A 23,509-nucleotide genomic window follows, 5' to 3' on the forward strand; every position below is an offset into this window, starting at 1 on the left:
GCCCTCGGACAGTCCCCGGACCCGGGTCTGAACGTCAGACCCTCTCGCCCGGTTACGCATCCTGCCCCCACCAGCGGCGGGAAAGCCAATCCGGCACCCGCCAGGGTCACACGAAAAGCGCCACAGTCACGCCGCGGTGACGCTCCGTCCGCACCTGTCGTTCCGGTGGATGCGGACCGCGGGCCCCGCGGGCATCCCCGCAACCCTAGAGGCGGCCGGCCGGGCCCGCATCCCGCGACGCGCCGGTATCAGGCAGAGGTGGGTGCCGTCACAGCGGCCGAGGCGGCCTTGCGGACGGCGCCGGCGACCGCGCCCGCGACCTTGTCGTTGAACACCGACGGGATGATGTAGTTCGCGTTGAGCTCGTCCTCGCCCACGACGTCGGCCAGCGCGGTGGCGGCCGCCAGCATCATCCCGGTGTCGACGGTGCGGGACTGGGCGTCCAGCAGGCCGCGGAAGACGCCCGGGAAGACCAGCACGTTGTTGATCTGGTTGGGGAAGTCGGAGCGGCCGGTGGCCACGACGGCGGCGGTCTGGCGGGCCACGGCCGGGTCCACCTCGGGGTCCGGGTTCGCGAGCGCGAACACGATCGCACCCTGCGCCATGGCGGCCACGTCCTCGCCGCTGAGCACGTTCGGGGCCGAGACGCCGATGAACACGTCGGCGCCGACCACGGCCTCCTTGAGGGTGCCCGTGTAGCCCTCGGGATTGGTGTTGTCGGCGATCCAGCGCAGCGGGGAGTCGGGGGCCGCGTCGACCAGGTCGGGGCGGCCCGCATGCACGACGCCGTTGATGTCGGCGCTGACGGCGTTCTTCACCCCGGCCGCGAGGAGCAGCTTCAGGATGGCGGTGCCGGCCGCACCGGCCCCGGACATGACCACCTTGATGTCGCCAACTGCCTTGCCCACGACGCGAAGTGCGTTGGTCAGGGCGGCGAGTACGACGATGGCGGTGCCGTGCTGGTCGTCGTGGAAGACGGGGATGTCGAGGGCCTCGCGCAGCCGGGCCTCGATCTCGAAGCAGCGCGGCGCGGAGATGTCCTCCAGGTTGATGCCGGCGAAGCCGGGGGCGATGGCCTTGACGACGGCGACGATCTCGTCGGCGTCCTGCGTGTCGAGGCAGATCGGCCAGGCGTCGATCCCGGCGAAGCGCTTGAAGAGGGCCGCCTTGCCCTCCATGACGGGCAGCGCGGCCATCGGGCCGATGTTGCCCAGCCCCAGCACGGCGGAGCCGTCCGTCACGACTGCGACGGAGTTGCGCTTGATGGTCAGGCGGCGCGCGTCCTCGGGGTTCTCGGCGATGGCCGTGCAGACGCGGGCGACACCCGGGGTGTAGATCATCGAGAGGTCGTCGCGGTTGCGGATGGGGTGCTTGGACGACATCTCGATCTTGCCGCCGAGGTGCATCAGGAAGGTGCGGTCGGAGACCTTGCCCAGGCTGACGCCCTCGATGCCGCGCAGCTTCTCGACGATCTCGTCCGCGTGCGCGGTGGAGGTCGCGGCGATGGTGACGTCGATACGGAGCTTCTCGTGGCCGGACGCGGTGACGTCGAGACCGGTGACGGATCCTCCGGACGACTCCACGGCGGTGGTGAGCTGGGAGACCGCGGTTCCGCTCGCGGGCACTTCCAGGCGGACCGTCATCGAGTACGAGACGCTGGGCGCCGTTGCCATGGCCGTGTTCCTCTTCTGTCCCTGGTTTTTCTGTACACAGGGCCCCGCGCGGCGCCACCGGCGGTGGCAGGTGCGGCAGGCCCTGTTGTCCGATCGTCCCACCTACCAGCCGGTAAAAGGTAACCAGCTACAAATTTCGGAAGAACTCTTCCACCATACGAGATTTCCCGGCGGGCGGAAACCCCGGCAAGGGCCGTTTCCGGCCACCGCGCGGCCGATGGGCCGCCGCGCGCCCGGCAGGCCACGAAAAACAGGTCTGCCCCTCCGCGACGGCGGAGGGGCAGACCTGTCTTCAAGCTGAAACACCGACCCGCCATGCTCGCCTCGCGGCAAGTGGTCGCTCTAGGCGACGAAGGTTGGGCCCGGGGGCTTGGATCGAGCCGGTGTCGTAACCAGGCTAACAAAGGATCGCCGAAAGCGATCCCCCTCCCCGGGGGTTGTCCCCGCCGCCACACCCCTGGCCGCGGGCCATCCGGCCCAGCGGGCCGGTCGTCACCCGGCGTCCGGGGCCAGCAGCGCGGGCACGCCCGCGGCGTCGGGGGCGTCCCGCGCGGTGGAGACCACCGTCAGCTGCTGCGTCGCCCGGGTCAGCGCCACGTACAGCACCCGCAGCCCGGCCGGCGACTCCTCGGCGATCTCCGCCGGGGAGACGACCACCGTGGCGTCGTACTCCAGCCCCTTCGCCTCCAGGCTGCCCAGTGCCACCGCCCGGCCGCCCAGGTCCCCCAGCCATCCGGCGGCCTCCGCGCGCCGGTCCATGGCCACGACCACGCCGACCGTGCCGTCCACCTGCTCCAGCAGCCGCCGGGTCTCCTCCCGCACCGCCTGCCCCAGGTCGCCCTCGGCGGCCGTGAAGCGGGGCTCCAGGCCCGTCGAGCGGACCGCCCGCGGCGGTTCCATCCCGGGCATCGCCCGCCGCAGCACGCGGGAGGCGACCTCCGCGACCTCCGCCGGGTTGCGGTAGTTCACGGTCAGCGTGAACTTCCGCCGCGGCCGGGTGCCCAGCGCCTCGTCCCGCGCCGCGGCCGCCTCCTGCGGGTCCGTCCAGGAGGACTGGGCCGGGTCGCCGACCACCGTCCAGGTGCCGTGCCGGCCCCGGCGGCCCACCATCCGCCACTGCATCGGCGTCAGGTCCTGCGCCTCGTCCACGATGACGTGCGCGTACTCGGTGCGCTCCGCCGCGATCCGCTCCGCCCGCTCCCACTGGGTCTCCTCGCGGACCGGCATCAGTTCCTCCAGCCCGCTGAGCTGGTCCAGCGGGTCCAGGTCCCGCTTGCGGCGCGGCCGCGCGGGTGCGCCCAGCAGCTGCTGGAGCTCGTCCAGCAGCGCCACGTCGTGCACCGACAGCGGCCCCTTGCCGTCCGGGCCGAGCCGGCGCAGCGAACGCGCCAGCAGGCGGGCCTCGCGCGGGTTCAGGTCCCGCCGCGACCAGCGGCCGAGCTTGCGCTCGTCGGCCATCGCGGCCAGCACCCCGCGCGGGGTCAGCTCGGGCCACCAGGCGTTCAGGAAGTCGATGAAGGCGTCTTCGGAGGAGATGTCCTCGTCGAAGGCCGACCTCAGCTCGGCGGCCAGCTCCGGGTCGCTGTGCCGCCCGTTGGCGCCGGACTTCGCGTACAGGGCGTCCAGCAGCAGCTTGCGGGCGCGCGGACGCAGCAGGTTGACCGGCGCGGTGCCGCCCAGGACGTTCTGCCGGATCCGGTTCAGTTCACCCGCCTCCAGCTCCTGGCGCCGCCCGAAGGCCACGACCCGCAGCCGGTCCGGGGCGCTGCCACCGGCGCCGCCGAGCTCCAGGGCCCCCCGTACGGCCTTGCGCAGCACCTTCAGCATCCTGGACGAGCCCTTGACGCGGGCCACGGCGGGCTCGTCGTACGTGGTCGCTTCGGCCCCGTCGACGAGCGAGCCCAGCGCCCGGATGGCGACCTGCCCCTCCTCGCCGAGGGAGGGCAGCACGCCTTCGGTGTACGCGACGAGCAGCGGCGTCGGCGAGACGATGAGGATGCCGCCGGAGTAGCGCCGCCGGTCCTGGTACAGGAGGTAGGCGGCGCGGTGCAGGGCCACCGCCGTCTTCCCGGTGCCGGGACCGCCCGCCACCTCCGCGACCGACGCGGCGGGCGCCCGGATCACCAGGTCCTGCTCGGCCTGGATGGAGGAGACGATGTCCCGCATGGAGTGCGTACGGGCCCGTCCGAGCGCGGCCATCAGGGCGCCGTCGCCGATGACCGGCAGCTCCTGCCCGTCGAGGAAGGCGGTGACCTCGGGGCGCATCAGGTCGTCTTCGACGCCGAGCACCTTGCGGCCCTTGGAGCGGATCACGCGGCGGCGCACGACCCGGCCCGGGTCCTTCGGCGTGGACCGGTAGAACGGCGCGGCCGCCGGGGCCCGCCAGTCGATCACCAGCGGCGCGTAGTCGGAGTCGAGCACACCGATGCGCCCGATGTGCAGGGTCTCGGCGATGTCGGCGGTGAGATCGGCGCGGATGGCGTCGTCGGCGGGCTCGACGGAGGTGTACGCCCCGTCGGGGCCGCGTTCGCCGTCCTTGCCGAGGACCAGGTCGACGCGGCCGAACAGGAAGTCCTCGAACTCGTTGTTCAGGCGGTTGAGGTGGATCCCGGCGCGGAAGACCTGCGCGTCGCGCTCGGCGAGCGCGCCGGGCGTGCCGACCTGCCCGCGCTTGGCGGCGTCGTTCATCAGGAACTCGGCCTCGTGGATCTTCTCCTCAAGGCGTCGGTACACCCGGTCGAGATGCGTCTGCTCGACCGCGATCTCCCGATCGCGGACGGAATCCGCCGTGCTGTCGACAGCGGCATTCTGCGCGGCCACCAAGGCCCCCTTCTGACGTGCATGGGCGACCGTCAACCGTACGCGAAGCGGGGCCGGATCCGCACGCCCGTTCCGGGACCGTTCGCGGATCGCTACGAAGATCACCGCGAACGGCGGGCGGTCCGGGTCCCCGCTACGCGGATCCGGCCGCCAGGACGCGCCGGCGGTGGCGGGCGACCCGTTCGCGGTTGCCGCACAGCTCGCTGGAGCACCAGCGGCGCCGGCGGCCGCGCGAGGTGTCGAGGTAGACGCGGGCGCAGCCCTCGCCCTCGCAGGTACGCAGCAGCGCCCGGTCACCGGGGTCGGTGAGCAGCTCGACGGCGTCCCGGGCGACCGCGGCGAGCAGCCCGGCGCACTCCACGCCGCCGCACAACTCCCGCACGAGGTGCCCTTCTTGGTCCCGCACCGCACACAGCCCCGGGGGCGGACCGGCGGCCGCCGCGTTGACCCGGGCCAGGGCCTCCTCGCCGGGCGCGGCACCGTGCAGCTCGGCCCGTACGAGGCTCTCCACGTCGGTCCGCAGCTGCCGGAACGCCCCGACCCAGTCGGGTCCGACCCGGCCGAGGGGGGTCCGGTCGGGCACCAGCCCGGCCCCGACGAGCCACAGCCGCAGCTCGTCGCCGTCCCGGATGCCTTCGGCGTCCCCCCGGGGGACGAACGTGGCCAGCAGGTCCAGGCAGACCCGCCCGGAGTCGAACCACATACCGGTCACCGCCTCGGTTGCCGTGGGCCGCCACCCCAGAGTGCCCGTCGGCCGCCCGGTCGGCTAGAGCTGTGACCCTCCTTCGCGTGGCCCCGGGCAGGGTTCAGGCCGGCGGGTCGTCGTGCAGCAGCCGCTGGAACAGCCGGTGGTCGCGCCAGGCGCCGTTGATGTGCAGGTAGCGCGGCGCGAGCCCGAACTGCTCGAAGCCGGCTTTGGCGAGGACCCGTTGGGAGGCCACGTTGTCGACGAGGGTGCCCGCCTCGATCCGGTGCAGCCCGACCTCGTCGCGGGCGATCCGGCAGACCTCCTCCAGGGCGGCCGTGGCCAGCCCCTTGCCGGTCCACTCCCGGTCCACCCAGTAGCCGACGCCGCCGCTGCGGAAGGGGCCGAGCGCGATGCTGCCGAGGTTGATGACGCCGACGGGCGTGTCGCCCGCGACGAGTACGAAGGGCAGCAGCCGCCCACCGTCCCGGTCGGCCAGCAGAGACCCGATCCGCTCCCGCTGCCCGGCCTCGGTGTAGTACTCCTCGGGCCGGCGCGGCTCGAACGGCGCCATGTAGGCCCGGTTCCGCGCGAGCGCCCCGGCCAGTCCCGCGGCGTCATCGACCGTGACGCCCCTCATCTCCACCCCGTTGATCACCACCCCGGCACGCTAACCCGCCCCCCGGCTCCGCACCACCCCCCGCTGTTCCAGCCCCGCCGGGACTGTTCCTGCTCCGCCGGGGCGATCGGCCGCGCCGGCGATTGGGGCGTGGGGGTCCCCCTGGACGGAGTCTGGGGGAGGGTCCGGGGCGGAGCCCCGAAGCCCGGCGCAGCCGGGGCCGCTCGCGCCGCGGCGCCGCAGACGAGCCCCCTAGGGGGTGTCTGACGGATCAGGGCCGGGCCCGGCCCGCCTGGCACCGCGGCTTGCCGCGTTGTCGTCGGTCACCAATACTCCGCAGTGGCTCCCTCCTCCGCCTTGCAATCCACGGCACCAGCCGACCCGGGCTATCCGGCCCTGATCCGTCAGACACCCCCTAGACCGCCGGCGGCACAGGCACCCGCACGGGCCCCCCGTACCCGTCCCCGCCCGGGTCCAGCGACAGCCGGTATCCCCGCTTCACCACCGTCTGGATCAGCCTCGGCACCCCCAGCGCCGCCCGCAACCGCGCCATCGCCGTCTCCACCGCGTGCTCGTCCCGCCCCGCCCCCGGCAGCACCCGCAGCAGCTCCGCCCGGCCCACGACCCACCCCGGCCGCCGCGCCAGCGCGCCCAGCAGCGCCATCCCGGCCGGCGGCACCGGCCGCAGCTCCGCGTCGACGAGGACCCCGTGGCCCCGGATCTCCAGCCGGTGCCCGGCCACCGGCAGCACCCTGGCCCGCCCCGGCAGCTCCTGGCACAGCAGCTGCACCAGCGGCCCGAGCCGGAACCGCTCCGGCTGCACCGTCGCCACCCCCTCCGCCTGGAGCGGCAGTGCCGTCACCGGCCCCACGCACGCCGACAGCACGTCCGCCCGCAACCCCTCCAGCACCGCCTCCCGCATCCCCCGTTCGGCCGCCCGGGACAGCAGCGAGGCCGCCGCCGGGGCCGAGGTGAAGGCGAGGGCGTCGACCCCGCCGGTGGCGACCGCGTCGAGCATCCGGTCCAGCGGGCCGAGGTCCTCCGGCGGCATCCACCGGTACACCGGCACGACCACCACCTCCGCCCCGGCCGCCCGCAGCGTCTCCACGAACCCCGGCAGCGGCTCCCCGTGCAGCTGGAGCGCGATGCGCCGGCCCGCCACTCCTCCGGCGAGCAGCCGGTCCAGTACCTCCGCGAGCGACTCCGACCCCGGGGACCAGGCCTCCACCAGCCCGGCGGCCCGCACCGCGCCCTTGACCTTCGGCCCGCGCGCCAGCAACTCCGTGGCGCGCAGCCGCTCCAGCAGTTCCTCGCCGATCCCCCAGCCGTCGGCGGCCTCGATCCAGCCGCGGAACCCGATCGCGGTGGTGGCGACGACCACGTCCGGCACGCGGCGGATCAACTCCTTCGTCGCGGCCATCAGTTCACCGTCGTCGGCCAGCGGCACGATCCGCAGGGCCGGCGCGTGCAGCACGGTCGCCCCGCGCCGGCGCAGCAGGGCGATCAGCTCGTCGGCGCGCCGGGCGGCGGTGACCCCGACCCTGAACCCGGACAGCGGCCCGGCGGCCGTTTCCGTAGCGTCGTCCATAGTGGTGTCCTGCCTTGCCCGTGGGTCGTCCCGTGTCCCGCTCAACGGGAACCGAGCCTGCCAAATCGCCGTGACGGACTCGGTTCAGCCGTATTTCGCGACCGTTAACCGCCGTTACACCGCGGTGAGCTGCTGCTCCGCCGCCGCGCCGGCCACCGGCGCCGACCCGGCGGCCGGCCGCCGAAGGTATACCGCCCAGGTCACCGCGCAGCAGGCCGCGTAGAAACCGAGGAAGGTGACGAACGCGGCGGTGCCCGATCCGGAGTCGGTGAACGCCTGCCGGAACACCAGGTTGATGCCGAGCCCGCCGAGCGCTCCCGCGGCCCCGATCAGGCCCATGGACGCCCCGGAGAGCCGGCGCCCCCAGGCCGCGGCGGACTCTCCCGTCATCCCGCGGGCCAGCGCCTTCGCCTGGAAGATCCCGGGGATCATCTTGTAGGTGGAGCCGTTGCCGACCCCGCTCAGCGCGAACAGGGCCACGAACCCGACGAGGAACACCGGCAGCGACCCGCGCACCGAGGCGAGGACGACCACGCCCGTCGCCGCCGCCATCGCCACGAACGTCGCCAGGGTGATCCGCGCCCCGCCCAGCCGGTCGGCGAGCGCGCCGCCCACCGGACGGGCCAGCGAGCCGAGGAGCGGCCCGAGGAAGGTGAGCGAGGCGGCCTGGAGCGGGGTCCGGCCGAACTGGGTCTGCAGCACCAGCCCGAAGGCGAAGCCGTAGCCGATGAAGGAGCCGAAGGTCCCGACGTAGAGGAACGCCATGATCCAGGTGTGCGGGTCGCGCGCGGCGTCCCGTACGGCGCCGGTGTCGCGGCGCACCGGCGCCAGATTGTCCATGCGTACGAGGGCCAGCGCCGCGGCGGCGAGGATCAGCGGGACGTACGCCGCGAGCAGCAGCCGCGGGTGCCCGGCGCCGGCGGTCCCGATCACCAGCAGGGCGACGAGCTGCACCACCGGTACGCCGATGTTGCCGCCGCCCGCGTTCAGGCCGAGCGCCCAGCCCTTCTTGCGCAGCGGGAAGAAGGCGTTGATGTTGGTCATGGACGAGGCGAAGTTCCCGCCGCCCACGCCCGTCAGGGCGGCGACGGCGACGAAGACCCCGTACGGGGTGCCGGGTTCCATCACCACGAGCGCGGCCAGGGTCGGCGCGAGGAGCAGCAGGGCGCTGACGACGGTCCAGTTCCGGCCGCCGAAGCGGGCGACGGCGAAGGTGTACGGGATGCGGACCAGGGCCCCGACGGCGGTGGCGGTCGCGATGAGGAAGAACTTCCCGGCGGGGTCGATCCCGTAGCCGGGTCCCATGAAGAGCACCATCACGGACCAGAGCGACCAGACGGAGAACCCGATGTGCTCGGAGAACACGGAGTACAGCAGGTTCCGCTTGGCGGTCTTCGCCCCGGTCTGCTGCCAGAACGTCTCGTCCTCGGGGTCCCACCGCTCGATCCAGCGGCCCCTCTCGCGCGGTGCGGTCGTACCGGTGGTCATCACACGCCTCCACAGCTGTCGCGTCCGTGGTGACGACCGTAGGAACGGCGCGTTTCGGCGCCGGTCCCCGGCCGGTGACCGCCGGGAAACCTTGCTCTCACCCGCCGCCGGGCGGGTCTGTGAGCGCGGCCGGGCGCCAGGCGCCGGGGGGCACGTCCAGCCATCCGCGGGCGGCCGCGCCGGTGGCGGCGGCCTGGTGCAGGGCGTCGAGACCGGGGTGGGCCAGCCCCTTGCGCCACACCATCGACAGCGGGGACAGCGGCACCGGGTCGACCAGCGGCCGTTTCACGCAGCCGGGCAGGTCGGGGAAGTCGACGGTGGCCAGGACCGGGTTGCGGGTCTTGGCCATGACCCGGCGGAACTCGTCCTTCCCGACGGCCACCGGCGCGGGCGGGGCCAGCGCGATGCCCCGCCCGGCGAAGAGCTCGCACGCGAGGCCGGTCCACTCCAGGGTCCGCGGGTTCCCGGCCCCGGCGTACACGGTCTCCCCGGCCAGCGCCGCGAGCGGTACGTCGGCGCGCGCGGCCAGCGCGTGTCCCTCGGGCAGCAGCACGGCGAGCGGCTCGTACCGTACGGGCCGGTGCGCGAGGCGGGCGCGCAGCGCGGGGGCCAGGCCGGCGGCGTATCCGAAGGACACGTCCAGGCGCCCGGCGGCGATCTCGGCGGCGGCGTGCGTGAGCCCGCTTTCGAAGCGGGCCATCAGCTCGCAGCCGGGGGCGAGTTCGCGGGCGTGTTCCAGCACGGTGCGGGCGGTGCTCGGGCCGTCGGTGTTCAGGTCGACGAGCAGGGCCCGGGGGCCGGCGAAGGCGGCGGCCAGCTCCTCGTGCGCGGCGAGCACCTTGCGGGCGGGGGCCAGCAGCCGCTCCCCGTCCGCGGTGAGTTCCACGGCGCGGGTGGTGCGCAGGAACAGGGTGGTCCCGAGGTGCTGTTCGAGCCGCCGTACGTCCCGGCTCAGCGCCTGCTGAGCGACGTACAGGCGGGCCGCGGCGCGGGTGAAGTGGCGCTCTTCGGCGACGGCCACGAAGCCGCGCAGCAGCCGGGGTTCCACATCGCGGGGGATCACCCCGGGAGACTAACAACGGAAGCCGGTGAATGGCCCCGGAACAGGTGTTGGACCGCGGCGGCCGGCCGGCCCGAGCCTGTTCCCATGCCGTACGCCACCCCGTCCCGCAGCCCCCTCATGACCGTCTCGGGCTCCACCCTCGTGCATGCCGCACCGCTCTCGACGCGCCCCTCGCACCGGCCGGCCCGGGAGCCCGGCCCGTACCGGAGCCTGTTCGCCGTGCCCGGGGCGCGCGCGTTCACCGCCGGGAACCTGCTCGCCCGGCTCCCCATGGGGATGTTCGGGATCAGCGCGGTGATGATGATCGCCGGCCAGCGGGGTTCGTACGCGCTGGCCGGCGCCGTCACCGCGACCGGGATGGCGGCCACCGCGCTGGTCGCGCCCTGGACGGCCCGGCTGATCGACCGCCACGGCCAGGCCCGGATCGCCGTCCCGGCCACGCTGATCGCGGTCCTCGGCTCGCTCGCACTGGTGCTGAGCGTCCGTACCCACGCCCCGGCGTGGACCCTGTTCGCCTCGTACGCGGCGACCGCCACCACGCCGAACACCGGCGGCATGTCCCGGGCCCGCTGGACCCACCTGCTGCGCGGCTCCCGCGCCGCGCTGCACACGGCGATGTCCTTCGAACAGGCCGCCGACGAGCTGTGCTTCATGCTGGGCCCGGTCGTGGCGGCCTTCCTCTGCTCGGCCGTCTTCCCCGAGGCCGGCACCCTCACGGCGGCCGTCCTGCTGCTCACGGGGATGCTGCTCTTCACGTCCCGGCGCGCCACCGAGCCCCCGGTGGCCGCGCTGCGCCCGCGCGGCTCGGCGCTGCGCGCGGTGGCCCCGCTGCTGCCGGTGTTCCTGTCCCTCGGCGCGATGTTCGGGGCGATGGAGGTCACCTCGATCGCCCACCTCGGCGCCCTGGGCCTCGGCGCCGCCTCCGGGCCGGTCCTGGCCCTCCAGGCACTGGGTTCCTGCGCGGCGGGCCTGCGCTACGGCGCCCTGCGCCCGCGGAGCCTGACCACCTGCCTGGTGGCGCTGGCCGGGGCGATGACGCTGCCCTGGGCGGCGGCCACGACGGGCTCGCTGCCGCTGCTGGCGGCGGCGCTGCTGCTGGCCGGCATGGCGACGGCCCCGACGATGGTGACGGCGATGTCCCGGGTCCAGGCCGTCACCCCGCCCGGCCGCCTCAACGAGGGCATGACGGTCGCCGTGACCGCGATCCTCGCCGGCATCTCCATCGGCTCGGCCACCGCCGGCCAGCTGATCGACCACCTCTCCACCCCGACCGCCTACGCCCTCCCGGCGGCCGCCGCCCTGCTCGCCCTCCTCCTCGCGGCCCGCCGTCGGCGGCCGCACTAGTCGTACCGCTTTTCGGTACGTAGGCTGTACGGTAATCCGGTACGAGTGAACTGGAGTGTGGACCATGTCGATGAGCGCCAGCGAAGCCCGCGCGAGCCTCTTCCCGCTCATCGAGCGCGTGAACACCGATCACGACCCGGTGCGCATCACCTCTCGGCACGGGGACGCCGTCCTCATGTCCGCCGACGACTACGACTCCTGGCAGGAGACCGTCTACCTCCTGCGCTCGCCGGCCAACGCCCAGCGCCTGATGGAAGCCGTCGCACGCGACCGGGCAGCGGCCCCCGTCGTCGCCAAAACGATGGACGAGCTGCGCGAACTGGCCGGGGGCGAGGAGTGAGGAGCATCCACTTCGACGCCGACGCCTGGGAGGACTTTCTCTTCCGGCTGGCCGCCGACCGGAAGATGGCCCGCCGGATCACCCGCCTCGTCGGGGAGATCCAGCGGGACCCGTTCACCGGCATCGGCAAACCCGAGCCCTTGAAAGGCGACCTTTCGGGCTACTGGTCCCGCCGGATCGACGACGAACACCGTCTGGTGTACCGCGCCGACGACAAGGAAGTAAAGATCCTCAAGGCCCGCTACCACTACTGACGCTGCGGGGAGCGGCCGCCCCGCCGCCCGGGCATGACGAAGGCCCCGCAGTCCGAGGACTGCGGGGCCTTCGCCCACATGGGATGAGTGGAGATGGCGGGAATCGAACCCGCGTCCAACGGTGCAGAAGCAGGGCTTCTCCGAGCGCAGTCCGCTGCGCTTTTCTCGGCCCCGGAGATCACACGGACAAGTCTCCGACGGGCTCAGTCACTGTTTGATTTCCCTCAGGCCCCCGTGACCGGGGCTAGAGGTTTAGATCCCTAGTTGACGCCAGGATCCGGACCGGGACCACTTCCGGGCTGACGCTCCTCACAGAGGCTTCAGCTCACTGTTATTAGGCAGCGAGGGTGAAGCGGGAGTTATCGCTCTTGGTGTTGGCGATTATTTTTTGCGACATAGGGTTTACGAGATCATTGCCGCTTCCTCGGCTCGCTTCCCCTGCATCGACATCCGCTGTCGAAACCGATCATCCCCATGTTTTTTTGACAAACCGCGCCACCCGGGGGCGGTGCGGTGCTGAACCCCATGGTACGCGAAGTGGACCACGGGATGCCAGGTGATTAACCGCGGGCCCGCCGCGCGGGCTACACCGTGCCGCGCTGCTTGCGGCGGATCGCCGAGATCGCCCGGTTCGTCTCGCGGGTGTCCTGCTTCTCGCGCAGCGTCTGGCGCTTGTCGTACTCCTTCTTGCCCTTCGCCAGCGCGATCTCGATCTTGGCCCGGCCGTCCTTGAAGTACAGCGTCAGCGGCACGATCGTGTGGCCGGACTCGTCCGCCTTGCGCTCCAGCTTGTCGATCTCCTCCCGGTGCATCAGGAGCTTGCGCTTGCGCCGGGCGCTGTGGTTGGTCCACGTCCCCTGGCTGTACTCCGGCACGTGCACGTTGTACAGCCAGGCCTCGTTGCCCTCCACCGACACGAAGCCGTCGACGAGGGAGGCCCGGCCCTGGCGCAGGGACTTGACCTCGGTGCCGGTGAGCACGAGACCGCACTCGTAGGTGTCGAGGATCGTGTAGTCGTGCCGCGCCTTCTTGTTCTGGGCGATCAGCTTCCGCCCTTTTTCCTTTGCCATAGTGCGGTCATTTTCGCACTACGGACCCACCCCGAGGCCACCCAATACCCGCAGGGCCCGCTCTTCGGCCCCGTCGGCCGCCGTCAGGTCGGGCTCGATGCCGCGCCCGTCGATGCTGCGGCCCTCCGGGGTGCGGTACGTGCCCACCGTCAGCTCCGCCACCGAGCCGTCCGGAAGCTGCGTCGGCATCTGCACCGCGCCCTTGCCGAAGGTGCGGGTGCCGACCGTGACCGCACGGCCGCGGTCCTTGAGGGCTCCGGTGAGGAGCTCGGCCGCGCTCATCGTGCCCCCGTCGACCAGGGCCACCAGCGGCCGCGCGGTGTCGCCGCCCGGCTCGGCGTACAGGGCGCGCTCGGAGCCCCGTACGTCGTACGTCGCCACGAGCCCCCCGTCGAGGAACGCGGAGGCGGCCGTCACGGCCTCGGCGACCAGCCCGCCCGGGTTTCCGCGCAGGTCCAGCAGCAGGCCCGCGCCGGGCGGGGCCGCACGGACCGCCTCCCGGACGCGGTCGCCCGCGCCCCGGGTGAAGGAGGCGACCTTGACGACGGTGGTGCCGTCCGCGAGCCGCCGTACGGTCACCGGGTCGGCGCTCAGCCGCTCGCGGCGGACCGTCTCGGTACGGACCGCGCCGTCCCGGCTCAGGTCCAGCACGACCCGGGTCCCGGCCCCGCCGCGCAGCATCGCCACCACGTCGGCGACGGGGCGGCCCGTGACGTCCTGGCCGTCCACGCTCAGCAGCCGGTCCCCGGCGCGCAGCCCGGCCCGCGCGGCGGGGCTCCCGGGCTGGACCCGGTCGACCTCGATCCGGCCGTCGCGGCCGCGCCGGGCCCACACTCCGACGCCGGTCCAGTGGCCGTCGAGGTCGTCGGCGAAGGCGGCGTACTCGGCCGGGTCGTAGACGGCGCCCCAGCGGTCGCCGCTGCGGCTGACCTCCTCCTCGGCGGCCCGCTTGCCGGACTTGCCCTCGGCCACGGCCTCGGCGACGGCCCGGGCCACGGCGTCCCGGTCGGCGGTGCCCGCCGTGCGGGGCGCTTCGGCCGCCACCGCCCCCGTCGACCGGGGGGACGCGTCGTCCGCACCCCAGCAGCCGACGCCGGCTGCCGCGGTGACGGCCGCGAGGAATACCAACGTCAAAGCGGCCCCGCGACGCAGGTCGCGGGGCCGGAGACAGTGGGCGGGGGGACCCGGCATGGCGCCGAGTCTAGGACAAGGCCCGGGTGCGCACGCCGCGTTGAGCGCACCTCACGCGGGGCGCTCGTCACACCTTGAGGTACTTGCGCAACGCGACGAAGGCCGCCAGCGAGGGCATCAGCAGGCCCACGACCAGCACCAGCGGCAGCTTGGTGAGGACGGAGTCCCAGCCGATGAAGTTGATCAGTTCGAGCTTGTGCCGCAGGTCCACGCCGTGGTCGATCACGAAGTACTGCACGAGGCCCAGCATCACGCAGGCGAGCCCCGCGCCGATCACGCCGGCGACGGCCGCCTCCATGATGAAGGGGACCTGGATGTAGAAGCCGGAGGCGCCCACCAGCCGCATGATCCCGGTCTCCCGCCGACGGCTGAACGCCGAGACGCGCACCGTGTTGACGATCAGCAGCAGCGCCACGATCAGCATGATCAGCATGATGCCGAGCGCCGCGATGTTGAGGGTGCCCAGGAGGCTGAACAGGTTGTCCACCTCGGAGCTCTGGTCGGCCACCGACTGCACGCCGTCCCGGCCGGCGAACGCGGAGGTGATGACCTGGTACTTCTCCGGGTTCTTCAGCTTGATCCGGAAGGAGTCCGGCATCTGGTCGGGGGTGACGACCGAGGCCAGCGCGGTCTGTCCGTACCGCTCCTTGTAGTGCTTGTACGCCTCGTCCGAGGACTCGTACGTGACGCTCTGCACGAGGTCCATCTTCTTGAGGTCGGCCTCGATCTGCTGTTTCTGCTCGGGGGTCACCGCCCCCTTGGCACAGGCCTTGCTGCCACCGCCCCCGCCGCCCCCGGCGTCCTTCTGCGCTTCGGCGGCGTCCTGCGCGTCGCTCTTGTTGCAGAGGTAGACGGTGACGTTGACCTTGTCGTACCAGTACCCCTTCATCGCGCTGACCTGGTCGCGCATCAGCAGGGAGCCACCGAACAGGGCCAGCGACAGGGCCACGGAAATGATGACCGCGAAGGTCATGGTGAGATTGCGGCGGAGACCGACGCCGATCTCCGACATGACGAACTGGGCGCGCATGGCGTCCTTTCAGTGCTGGTAGCCGTAGACGCCGCGCGACTGGTCGCGCACGAGACGGCCCTGTTCGAGTTCGATGACGCGCTTGCGCATCTGGTCCACGATCTGCTGGTCGTGCGTCGCCATGATCACCGTGGTGCCGGTCCGGTTGATCCGGTCCAGCAGCTTCATGATCCCGACGGAGGTCTGCGGGTCGAGGTTGCCGGTCGGCTCGTCCGCGATCAGCAGGGCGGGGCGGTTGACGAAGGCGCGGGCGATGGCCACGCGCTGCTGCTCGCCGCCGGACAGCTCGCCGGGCATCCGGTCCTCCTTGCCGCCCAGGCCCACCAGCTCCAGGACCTGCGGGACGGCCTTGCGGATCTCGCCGCGCGGCTTGCCGATGACCTCCTGCGCGAAGGCGACGTTCTCCGCCACCGTCTTGTTGGGCAGCAGCCGGAAGTCCTGGAACACGGTGCCCAGCTGGCGCCGCATGTGCGGGACCTTCCAGTTGGAGAGCTTGGCGAGGTCCTTGCCCAGGACGTGCACCTGGCCGTGGCTCGCCCGCTCCTCGCGCAGCACCAGCCGCAGGAACGTGGACTTGCCGGAGCCGGAGGAGCCGACGAGGAAGACGAACTCACCCTTCGCGATCTCCAGCGAGACATCTCTGAGTGCGGGGCGGCTCTGCTTCGGGTAGGACTTGGAGACACTGTCGAATCGGATCACGGGTGCACCACGGTCGCCGGGAGTAGGTGTGCGTGACCATACGCGAACGGGCGCGGGGTGTGGGCCCGGCAGCCGGAGTTGCCCGATATGTCCCTGGGGCCCGGGGCACCGGGGAGGCATTGCCCGGACGGGCCGCGCCGAATGTCGCCGAAGCTGGCACAGTGGTAGGGGGAACGGACTCGTTCCCCGCACCGTTGTAGCAGGGGACGAGAGGAGGAGCGCATGACATATGACCGGCTCGTGTGCGCGAACTGCGCCGCACCCGTGAGCCAGGGCCGCTGCCCTGTGTGCCGGGCGAACCGGGAGCGCCTCCAGCAGGAGAGCCCCTTCGCAGGCATGAACCCGATGGCGCTCATCGCGCTGCTGGTGGTGCTGGTCGCCGCCCTGGCGGTGGTGGCCCGGACCGCGTAGTCCTCCGCCGCGTCCCGATCGCAGACGTCTGCGACCCTCGCGAAACGGCGCGGGCCCGGACACCTTCTGGTGTCCGGGCCCGCGCCGTGTCCGGGTGGGTTACGCGGTCTGCTCCTGCTGCTTGCGCCAGCGGATGCCGGCCTCCAGGAAGCCGTCGATCTCGCCGTCGAGCACCGCCTGCGGGTTGCCGACCTCGAACTCCGTCCGCAGGTCCTTGACCATCTGGTACGGGTGCAGGACGTAGGACCGCATCTGGTTGCCCCAGGAGCTGCCGCCGTCCTTGAGGGCGTCCATCTTGGCCTGCTCCTCCTGGCGGCGCCGCTCCAGCAGCTTGGCCTGGAGCACGTTCATCGCGCTGGCCTTGTTCTGGATCTGCGAACGCTCGTTCTGGCAGGAGACCACGATGCCGGTCGGGAGGTGGGTGATGCGCACCGCCGAGTCGGTCGTGTTGACGCCCTGGCCACCGGGGCCGGAGGCGCGGTACACGTCGATGCGCAGCTCGCCCTCGTCGATCTCGACGTGGTCGCTGGACTCGACGACCGGCAGCACCTCGACGCCCGCGAAGGAGGTCTGGCGGCGGCCCTGGTTGTCGAAGGGCGAGATCCGCACGAGGCGGTGGGTGCCCTGCTCGACGGAGAGGGTGCCGTAGGCGTACGGGGCCTTGACCACGAAGGTGGTCGACTTGATGCCGGCCTCTTCCGCGTACGAGGTCTCGTACACCTCGGTGGGGTACCCGTGCCGCTCCGCCCAGCGCAGGTACATGCGCTGGAGGCGCTCGGCGAAGTCGGAGGCGTCGACGCCGCCGGCCTCGGCGCGGATGTTGACCAGGGCCTCGCGCTCGGCGTACTCGCCGGAGAGCAGGGTCCGGACCTCCATCTCGTCCAGCGCCTTGCGCACGGAGACCAGCTCGGCCTCCGCCTCCGCGAGGGTGTCCGCGTCGTCCATCTCCTGGGCGAGCTCGAAGAGCACCGAGAGGTCGTCGATGCGCCCGCGCAGGGTCTCGGTCTTGCGGACCTCGGCCTGGAGGTGCGAAAGCTTGCTCGTGATCTTCTGGGCGGCCTCCGGGTCGTCCCACAGGGACGGCGCGGCTGCCTGCTCCTCGAGCACGGCGATATCTGCCCTCAGCTTGTCGAGGTCCAGGACGGCCTCGATCGACCCCATGGTCGAGGAGAGGGACTTCAGCTCTTCGGAAACATCGACGACTGCCACGGGTCCAGCGTAGCCGGTCATCCGGCGGCACTCTCCGGCCAGGCCGGTCCGGCCCGTACAGATCAAGGCGGGTACGGGCGTACGCTCACCGTATGACCGTTCTACTCGTGAAGCGCCGCCATGTGGATCACATGCGTGTCACCACCACGAGCTGTCTGCCGCCGGACCTCGCACAAGCCTGATCAAACCCGATCCGACTTCGGTCCTGTACGCGGCTACGCGGCCTCCCCGGCGCCACCCCCTGCCGACGGCCTTTCCGCACCCGCTGCCCCCGCCACCTCCGGGGAACAGGACCCCGTGACATCCGAAACGGAGCCGTCATGCCGTCCGCGCACCCTTCTGCCTCCTCCTCTCCGCTCGACTCGGCCGTCCCCTCGCTCGCGGTCATCGACCTGTCCCGGGCGGACGACCCCGCCGAGCGCGCCGACTTCCTCAAGCAGCTGCACGCCGCCGCCCGCGACACCGGGTTCCTGTACCTGACCGGGCACGGCATATCCGAGGCGGAAACCGCCCGCATCCTGGAGCTGACCCGGGCCTTCTTCGAGCTCCCCGAGGCCGACCGGCTGGCCGTCAGCAACCTGAACTCGCCCCACTTCCGCGGCTACACCCGGATCGGGCACGAGCTGACCGGCGGCTCCTCCGACTGGCGGGACCAGCTGGACGTCGGCGCGGAGCGGCCCGCGCCGGAGCTGCGGCCGGACGACCCGGCGTACCTGTGGCTGGAGGGGCCCAACCAGTGGCCCGCGGCGCTGCCGGAGCTGCGCGAGGTGGTGCTGGACTGGCAGGCGCGGCTCGCTTCCGTCGCGCACCGGCTCCTGCGGGAGCTGCTGGCCTCGATCGGCGCTCCGCCGGACTTCTTCGACGCCGCCTTCGCCGAGCGGCCGCACCTGCACACGAAACTGATCCGCTACCCCGGATCGGCCCCTTCGGGCGCGGACCAGGGGGTCGGCGCGCACAAGGACTACGGCTTCCTGACGCTGCTGCTCCAGGACTCGGTGGGCGGGCTCCAGGTGGTGCGGGACGGGGGGTACGTGGACATCCCGCCGCGGCCGGGGGCGTTCGTCGTCAACCTGGGCGAGCTGCTGGAGATCGCGACGGAGGGCTACCTGACGGCCACCGACCACCGGGTGGTGAGCCCGCCGGGGGCGGTGGAGCGGTTCTCGGTGCCGTTCTTCTACAACCCGCGGCTGGACGCGGTGGTGGAGACGGTGCCGGGCGACTACCTGCGTGCGGCGCCGGGCGTGGCGCACGACGCGTCGAACCCGCTGCACGCCGAGTACGGCCGCAACGAGCTCAAGGGCTGGGTCCGCGCCCACCCCGAGGTGGCCCGCCGCTGGCACCCGGAGCTGGTCCCGGCGTAGGGCCGGTCAGGGGCGGGCCGGGGCGGAGTGTTCGGCGTCCTTGTTGGCCGGGGCGCCGTCGGAACCGCCCGACACCGCGAACCAGGTGCCGACGCCGACGGCCGCGGCCAGCGTGACCGCCGACACCGACAGCATCAGCCGGCGCCTGCGCACCGCCTCGGCCCGGTGCCGCGCGGAGCCGGGCCGGTGGCCGCCGGCCGGGCGCGGGACCCGGGCGGTGCCCAGCGCGCCCCCCGCCAGCTCGTCCGGGCCCGGCACCCGCATCGAGGTGTGCGTGTCCCGGTTCGAGTCGGTGGCCGAGCCGGGCACCAGCGGCACCACGCCGCGCCTGCGGGTCAGGTCGGCGGGGAGCGCCTCCTCGGCCTCCGCCGGCTCCGGGTCCGCGTCGTCCGGCTCGTCCACGTCCAGCGGCGGCATCCCGGCCAGCAGCGGCAGCAGGTCGCGCAGCCGGGCGGACAGCTCGGAGGCCCGCAGCCGCGAGGCCGGGGCCTTTGCCAGGCACTGCACCATCAGCTGCCACAGCTCGTCCGGGATCCCGGGCAGCGGGACCACCGTCTCGGTGACGTGCCGCCGCAGCACCGCGCCGGGGTGGCCGCCGCCGAACGGGGTGAACCCGGCCAGCAGCTCGTACAGCACGGTGGCCAGCGCGTATATGTCGACCGCCGCCCGCGGGGGCAGCCCCTCCACGATCTCCGGGGCCAGGTAGTCCGGCGTGCCGATGATGCGGGTGCTGGGCGCGGCGGACCGGCCCGCCCCCGCCCGCCTCGGGGAGTCGATCAGCTTGGCGACGCCGAAGTCGGTCAGCAGCGCGGGATGCGCGCCGCCCGGGCCGAGCGGGCCCTGCATGTCCAGCAGGACGTTCTCGGGCTTGACGTCACGGTGCACCACGCCCGCCGCGTGGGCGGCCGCCAGGGCATCGGCCACGTCCGCGACGATGGCCACGGCCGCCTCGGGGGCCAACCGCCGCTCGCGGTCGAGGCGCGTGCGCAGGTCCGTACCCCGGACGAGGTCCATGACGAGGGCGAGGTCGTCTCCGTCCACGACGAGGTCGCGGACAGAGACGACGTGCGGGTGGTCCAGGCCGAGCAGGGCGCTGCGCTCCTGGACGAAGCGTCCGACCAGCTCCTGGTCGGACGCGAGGTCCTCGCGCAGGAGTTTGACGGCGACGGGCCCGTCCGGCCCCTCGCCCAGCCACACCGTGCCCGCGCTGCCGCGCCCAAGGATCTGGTGCGCGGTGTACCGGCTGCCGATCTTCCGTGCCACGACTGCTCCCTCAGCGGCTGGCGTACGCACCAAAGCTACGCGGCCGGGTGCGGGTTTTAGGCCAGTAGGGGGTCCGATTCGCGGCGACCTTCACTTCTGCGGGCGAAAACACGTCCCAGAAGTCGACAAATCCACGAAGTCAGCACCGGACCGGTCGTGACGGTGGCTCAGGAACCGCTGCCGCCGACGGAGTCGCCGAGGCCGGAGATCCAGTCGGAGGCGTCCCGGCCCCAGGTCCACAGCTGGTCCCACCAGCCCTTGCCGGTGCCGACCCACTCCTGGAGCGGGGTCAGCTCCCACACCAGCCAGCCCGCCACGAAGAACAGCAGGATCATCACCAGGCAGCCCTTGAGGCAGCCGAGCCCGGGGATCCGGACCGGGTTGGCGCTGCGGCGGCGCGGCTCGCGCGGCTCCCGGGGGGCCGGCGACTGCGGCGGCGGGGCCTGGGGGCGGACCGGCTGCTGCCGGTACTGGGGTTGCTGCTGCGGAGGCTGGGGCTGCTGCGGCTGCCGGTACTGCGGCTGCTGGGGCTGGTACTGGGGAGGCTGCTGGTACTGGGGCGGCTGCGGCTGGTACTGCTGCGGCTGCTGGTACTGCTGCGGCGGCTGCTGCCGGTACGGGGGCTGCTGCGGCGGCGGGGGCGCCTGCCGCTGCGGGCGGCGGCGCAGCGGGTCCTCGTCGGGGCTGAGGTACTGCACCTGCGTCTGCTCGTTGCGGTCCCGGGCGGCCTGCATCTGGGACTGCCAGGGGTGCGGCTGGTCCGGCCGCTCCACCGGCGGCATGACGGACGTCGGGTCGGCGGCCGGCGCCCCGGTGCTCGGCAGCACGGTCGTCGCGTCGACCCCGCCGACCGGCGGCAGCACGCTGGTCATGGCGTTGGGGTCGTAGGCGCCCAGCGGGGCGGACGCGCCCGCGGGCAGCACCTGGGTCGGGTCCGCGGACCCCGGCGTCGCCGCTACGGGCGCGGGCGAGGGGTCGGGCGCGAGCAGGGCGCCGACCCCGAGCGCGGCCTCCACCTCGGCGGGCGAGGAGTGCACGCCGATGCCGGAGGCGACCACGCGCAGGCCGCGCGCCAGGCTCTCGGCGCTGGGGCGCTCGTCCGGCTCCTTGCGCAGGCAGTGCTGGATCACCGTCCAGACCGGCTCGGGCAGGCTCGGCGGGCGCTGCGGCTCCTCGCTGAGGTGGCGGTGGAGCACTTCGAGCGCCGAGCCCCCGGCGAACGGCGGGCGCCCGGTGACCAGCTCGTAGAGCAGAATCCCGGCCCCGTAGATGTCGACGGCGGAGGTCTGCGGGCGGCCCTCGGCGGACTCGGGCGCGACGTAGGCGGGCGTACCGACGAACTCGTGCGTGCGGGTCAGGCCGGGCGAGTCGGCGAGGCGGGCGATGCCGAAGTCCGTGAGCATCGGCTTCATCTGGCCGTGGCGCTCGTCGAGCAGGACGTTGGCGGGCTTCAGGTCCCGGTGCACGACGCCGTCGGCGTGGCTGGCGGCGAGGGCGTCCGCGATCTGGGCGGTCAGCAGGCTCGCGGCGACGGGGCTGAACGGGCCGTTCTCGCGGATGTACCGGTGCAGGTCCGGACCGTCGATCAGGTCCATGACCAGGGCCAGCAGGTCGCCTTCGACGACGAGGTCGCGCGTGCGGACGATGTTGGGGTGCGTCAGGCGCAGCAGGACGGAGCGCTCGCGCAGGAAGCGCATGACGATGTCCGGGTCCTGGGCCAGCTCCTCCTTGAGGACCTTGATGGCCACGGTCTCGCCGGGCTGCCCGGCGACGGCCGCCTCCGCGCCGGCGGTCTCCCTCTGGCGGGCCCGCCAGACGGTACCCGTGGCGCCGCGCCCGAGGGGCTCCTCAAGCAGGTACTTGCTGCCCACTGGCCGCACGTCTCGCGCTCCCCTGCTGTCGTGTTTCTGTCGTCTGGTTTCGGATGATTCCGAGCTGAGTTTTCCGGCCCACTCTAGGGGGTGTCCCGGGGGAAGACGCCGGGCGGCGGAGGTTGGTTGCCGCACATATGTGCGAAGGGTGAGGTTTGCGGGGTATGCCGGAGGCGATTTTCAGCAGGCCGTTGACCGTATGTGTGCGATGAGCACGCGGGGCGATGATCAATCAAGATCATTTATTGCCGGGGTCCGGGCGTGTTGTCGGTGACAGGTGCGAGGATGCACCCGTACGGAAGGCCGGGACGGGAGCCCTGCCTTCCGGCAGACCTGACCGGACGACGCGTCCGTGCCGGGCGGGGGGTGATCGGGCGGGCTCGCCCGGCCGTTCCCCCTCCCGGGCGCGCGCACCGTGCACTGCGCTCCGCGCAGAAGGGACCGCTGACGGCGATGCAGATCCGGCTGACCGTCCTCGGGTCGCGCAGCGGCCACCAGACCGCGACCGCGCCCGCCGGCTGTGACGTGCTCGTCACCGCGCCCGCCGGTACCGCGCTGGCCGCGGTGGCCTCGGCGCTCGCGGCGACCGTGGGCGGCCCGGACACGGGGGGCACGGTGGTGCTGTACGCGGGCGCCGAGCGGCTCGACCCGCAGCGCCGGATCCTGGGCGAACCGCCGCTGGTGGACGGGGCCGTGCTGGCGCTGCACATGCCGGTGGCCGACGTCGTGCCGGCGCTGCCCGAGGAGGGCCTGGACGCGCCGCAACTGCGGGTGGTGGCCGGTCCGGACGCGGGCGGGGTACACCTGCTGCACCCGGGAGCGGTCCGGATCGGGCGCTCGTCGGACGCGGACGTACCGCTGGACGACCCGGACGTGTCGCGGCTGCACTGCGCGGTGACGGTGCGGGCGGACGGGCACGTGACGGTGGCCGACCTCGGCTCGACGAACGGCACGACGCTGGACGGCGCCCCGGTGGGGACCCGGCCGGTACCGCTGCCCCCGGGGGCGCTGCTGCGCATCGGCGAATCGACGCTCCGGCTGGCGGCGGGGGGCACGGAGTCGATCCTGCCGCTGACGCCGGACATGGAGGGACACCTGGCCCTGCCGGGCGTCTCCGACGGCGCCCGGCTCGCCCCGGGCGCGGCCCGCGCTCCGAGCGCCCCCGGCGCGGGGGCCACCGGCCGCCACGACGAACCCGACACGGGCGCGTACGGCGCCCCGGAGGCGGCCGGGCCGGCTCCGCACGACCACCGCACCCCCGGCCCGGGCGCGTACGGCGCTCCGGACGCGGCCCCGGCGGGCTCGCACGGCCAGAACACCCCAGGCGCGGGGGCGGCCAGCCGCTACGACGAACCCGGCGCAGCCCGACCGGCCTCGGCCGCCCCCGGCCCGGACACGTACGGCGCCCCGGACGCGGCGCGGGCGGGCTCGCCCGGCCAGAACACCCCAGGCGCGGGGGCGGCCAGCCGCTACGACGAACCCGGCGCAGCCCGACCGGCCTCGGCCGCCCCCGGCCCGGACACGTACGGC

Annotated in this window: 20 protein-coding genes and 1 other RNA gene; 6 read left to right on the top strand and 15 right to left on the bottom strand. The window is 73.2% G+C overall.

Annotated elements, in window-relative coordinates; genetic code table 11:
- Nucleotides 1-248 precede the first annotated feature (248 nt).
- The 7 genes from ACZ4M3_RS13820 to ACZ4M3_RS13850 form a co-directional block, all read right to left on the bottom strand.
- A complete protein-coding gene (locus ACZ4M3_RS13820) occupies nt 249-1,673 on the bottom strand; it encodes an NAD-dependent malic enzyme (RefSeq protein ID WP_467732144.1) in 1,425 nt (474 codons plus the stop codon).
- 492 nt (nt 1,674-2,165) lie between these two features.
- Complete coding sequence (locus ACZ4M3_RS13825) at nt 2,166-4,493, bottom strand: HelD family protein (RefSeq protein ID WP_467732146.1); 2,328 nt, start codon at nt 4,491-4,493, stop codon at nt 2,166-2,168.
- 133 nt (nt 4,494-4,626) lie between these two features.
- A complete protein-coding gene (locus ACZ4M3_RS13830; protein WP_467732148.1) occupies nt 4,627-5,196 on the bottom strand; it encodes a CGNR zinc finger domain-containing protein in 570 nt (189 codons plus the stop codon).
- A gap of 103 nt (nt 5,197-5,299) precedes the next feature.
- Nucleotides 5,300-5,818 (bottom strand): GNAT family N-acetyltransferase, encoded by a 519-nt coding sequence (locus ACZ4M3_RS13835; RefSeq protein ID WP_467732263.1) that lies wholly within the window; start codon nt 5,816-5,818, stop codon nt 5,300-5,302.
- A gap of 394 nt (nt 5,819-6,212) precedes the next feature.
- Entirely contained in the window at nt 6,213-7,385 is a 1,173-nt protein-coding gene (locus tag ACZ4M3_RS13840; RefSeq protein ID WP_467732150.1) for a uroporphyrinogen-III synthase, read from the bottom strand.
- Nucleotides 7,386-7,499: 114 nt separating this feature from the next.
- Complete coding sequence (locus tag ACZ4M3_RS13845; protein ID WP_467732152.1) at nt 7,500-8,873, bottom strand: MFS transporter; 1,374 nt, start codon at nt 8,871-8,873, stop codon at nt 7,500-7,502.
- A 97-nt stretch (nt 8,874-8,970) separates the two neighbouring features.
- Nucleotides 8,971-9,936, bottom strand: coding sequence for a LysR family transcriptional regulator (locus ACZ4M3_RS13850; RefSeq protein WP_467732154.1), 966 nt, complete (start codon nt 9,934-9,936; stop codon nt 8,971-8,973).
- Between the two features lie 84 nt (nt 9,937-10,020).
- Between ACZ4M3_RS13850 and ACZ4M3_RS13855 the strand changes: the two genes are divergently transcribed.
- From ACZ4M3_RS13855 to ACZ4M3_RS13865, 3 genes are all read left to right on the top strand, one after another.
- Nucleotides 10,021-11,280 (top strand): MFS transporter, encoded by a 1,260-nt coding sequence (locus tag ACZ4M3_RS13855; RefSeq protein ID WP_467732156.1) that lies wholly within the window; start codon nt 10,021-10,023, stop codon nt 11,278-11,280.
- 64 nt (nt 11,281-11,344) lie between these two features.
- Nucleotides 11,345-11,620 (top strand): type II toxin-antitoxin system Phd/YefM family antitoxin, encoded by a 276-nt coding sequence (locus ACZ4M3_RS13860; RefSeq protein WP_467732158.1) that lies wholly within the window; start codon nt 11,345-11,347, stop codon nt 11,618-11,620.
- Nucleotides 11,617-11,874 (top strand): Txe/YoeB family addiction module toxin, encoded by a 258-nt coding sequence (locus ACZ4M3_RS13865; RefSeq protein WP_467732160.1) that lies wholly within the window; start codon nt 11,617-11,619, stop codon nt 11,872-11,874. The genes ACZ4M3_RS13860 and ACZ4M3_RS13865 overlap by 4 nt, the downstream gene beginning before the upstream one ends.
- 85 nt (nt 11,875-11,959) lie before the next feature.
- On the opposite strand, the gene ssrA is transcribed toward ACZ4M3_RS13865, so the two are convergent.
- From ssrA to ftsE, 5 genes are all read right to left on the bottom strand, one after another.
- Nucleotides 11,960-12,348: a transfer-messenger RNA gene (ssrA, locus tag ACZ4M3_RS13870) on the bottom strand.
- A 110-nt stretch (nt 12,349-12,458) separates the two neighbouring features.
- A complete protein-coding gene (smpB, locus tag ACZ4M3_RS13875; RefSeq protein ID WP_361137760.1) occupies nt 12,459-12,944 on the bottom strand; it encodes an SsrA-binding protein SmpB in 486 nt (161 codons plus the stop codon).
- 18 nt (nt 12,945-12,962) lie between these two features.
- Nucleotides 12,963-14,135: a S41 family peptidase gene (locus tag ACZ4M3_RS13880; protein WP_467732162.1), complete on the bottom strand. Its 1,173-nt coding sequence runs from the start codon at nt 14,133-14,135 to the stop codon at nt 12,963-12,965.
- 67 nt (nt 14,136-14,202) lie between these two features.
- Complete coding sequence (ftsX, locus tag ACZ4M3_RS13885) at nt 14,203-15,165, bottom strand: permease-like cell division protein FtsX (RefSeq protein WP_467732164.1); 963 nt, start codon at nt 15,163-15,165, stop codon at nt 14,203-14,205.
- A 9-nt stretch (nt 15,166-15,174) separates the two neighbouring features.
- Nucleotides 15,175-15,864: a cell division ATP-binding protein FtsE gene (gene ftsE, locus ACZ4M3_RS13890; protein ID WP_467732166.1), complete on the bottom strand. Its 690-nt coding sequence runs from the start codon at nt 15,862-15,864 to the stop codon at nt 15,175-15,177.
- 222 nt (nt 15,865-16,086) lie between these two features.
- Between ftsE and ACZ4M3_RS13895 the strand changes: the two genes are divergently transcribed.
- Complete coding sequence (locus ACZ4M3_RS13895) at nt 16,087-16,275, top strand: hypothetical protein (RefSeq protein WP_453357429.1); 189 nt, start codon at nt 16,087-16,089, stop codon at nt 16,273-16,275.
- A gap of 99 nt (nt 16,276-16,374) precedes the next feature.
- Here ACZ4M3_RS13895 and prfB read toward each other — a convergent pair whose 3' ends face one another.
- Nucleotides 16,375-17,484 carry a peptide chain release factor 2 gene (gene prfB, locus ACZ4M3_RS13900; RefSeq protein WP_190182675.1) on the bottom strand — a complete coding sequence of 370 codons (1,110 nt, stop codon included), beginning with the start codon at nt 17,482-17,484 and terminating at the stop codon, nt 16,375-16,377.
- Between the two features lie 320 nt (nt 17,485-17,804).
- Here prfB and ACZ4M3_RS13905 point away from each other — a divergent pair, with 320 nt between their 5' ends.
- Nucleotides 17,805-18,845, top strand: coding sequence for an isopenicillin N synthase family dioxygenase (locus tag ACZ4M3_RS13905; protein ID WP_467732168.1), 1,041 nt, complete (start codon nt 17,805-17,807; stop codon nt 18,843-18,845).
- Between the two features lie 6 nt (nt 18,846-18,851).
- On the opposite strand, the gene ACZ4M3_RS13910 is transcribed toward ACZ4M3_RS13905, so the two are convergent.
- Together ACZ4M3_RS13910 and ACZ4M3_RS13915 are read right to left on the bottom strand one after the other, a co-directional pair.
- Nucleotides 18,852-20,108: a serine/threonine-protein kinase gene (locus ACZ4M3_RS13910; protein WP_467732170.1), complete on the bottom strand. Its 1,257-nt coding sequence runs from the start codon at nt 20,106-20,108 to the stop codon at nt 18,852-18,854.
- Between the two features lie 167 nt (nt 20,109-20,275).
- Nucleotides 20,276-21,988: a serine/threonine-protein kinase gene (locus ACZ4M3_RS13915; protein ID WP_467732172.1), complete on the bottom strand. Its 1,713-nt coding sequence runs from the start codon at nt 21,986-21,988 to the stop codon at nt 20,276-20,278.
- Nucleotides 21,989-22,432: 444 nt separating this feature from the next.
- On the opposite strand from ACZ4M3_RS13915, the gene ACZ4M3_RS13920 reads away from it, so the two are divergent.
- Nucleotides 22,433-23,509: FHA domain-containing protein (locus tag ACZ4M3_RS13920; protein WP_467732174.1), on the top strand; the 1,077-nt coding region annotated here is incomplete at its 3' end.

This window comes from Streptomyces sp. NPDC026522 (genome assembly GCF_055567555.1).

Bases quoted from the DNA above. Each gene is read 5' to 3' on its own strand.
- ACZ4M3_RS13820 (WP_467732144.1), bottom strand. From the start codon at position 1,673: ATGGCAACGGCGCCCAGCGTCTCGTACTCGATGACGGTCCGCCTGGAA.
- ACZ4M3_RS13830 (WP_467732148.1), bottom strand. From the start codon at position 5,196: ATGTGGTTCGACTCCGGGCGGGTCTGCCTGGACCTGCTGGCCACGTTC.
- ACZ4M3_RS13835 (WP_467732263.1), bottom strand. From the start codon at position 5,818: ATGAGGGGCGTCACGGTCGATGACGCCGCGGGACTGGCCGGGGCGCTC.
- ACZ4M3_RS13840 (WP_467732150.1), bottom strand. From the start codon at position 7,385: ATGGACGACGCTACGGAAACGGCCGCCGGGCCGCTGTCCGGGTTCAGG.
- ACZ4M3_RS13845 (WP_467732152.1), bottom strand. From the start codon at position 8,873: ATGACCACCGGTACGACCGCACCGCGCGAGAGGGGCCGCTGGATCGAG.
- ACZ4M3_RS13855 (WP_467732156.1), top strand. From the start codon at position 10,021: ATGCCGTACGCCACCCCGTCCCGCAGCCCCCTCATGACCGTCTCGGGC.
- ACZ4M3_RS13860 (WP_467732158.1), top strand. From the start codon at position 11,345: ATGTCGATGAGCGCCAGCGAAGCCCGCGCGAGCCTCTTCCCGCTCATC.
- smpB (WP_361137760.1), bottom strand. From the start codon at position 12,944: ATGGCAAAGGAAAAAGGGCGGAAGCTGATCGCCCAGAACAAGAAGGCG.
- ACZ4M3_RS13880 (WP_467732162.1), bottom strand. From the start codon at position 14,135: ATGCCGGGTCCCCCCGCCCACTGTCTCCGGCCCCGCGACCTGCGTCGC.
- ftsX (WP_467732164.1), bottom strand. From the start codon at position 15,165: ATGCGCGCCCAGTTCGTCATGTCGGAGATCGGCGTCGGTCTCCGCCGC.
- ACZ4M3_RS13895 (WP_453357429.1), top strand. From the start codon at position 16,087: ATGACATATGACCGGCTCGTGTGCGCGAACTGCGCCGCACCCGTGAGC.
- ACZ4M3_RS13905 (WP_467732168.1), top strand. From the start codon at position 17,805: ATGCCGTCCGCGCACCCTTCTGCCTCCTCCTCTCCGCTCGACTCGGCC.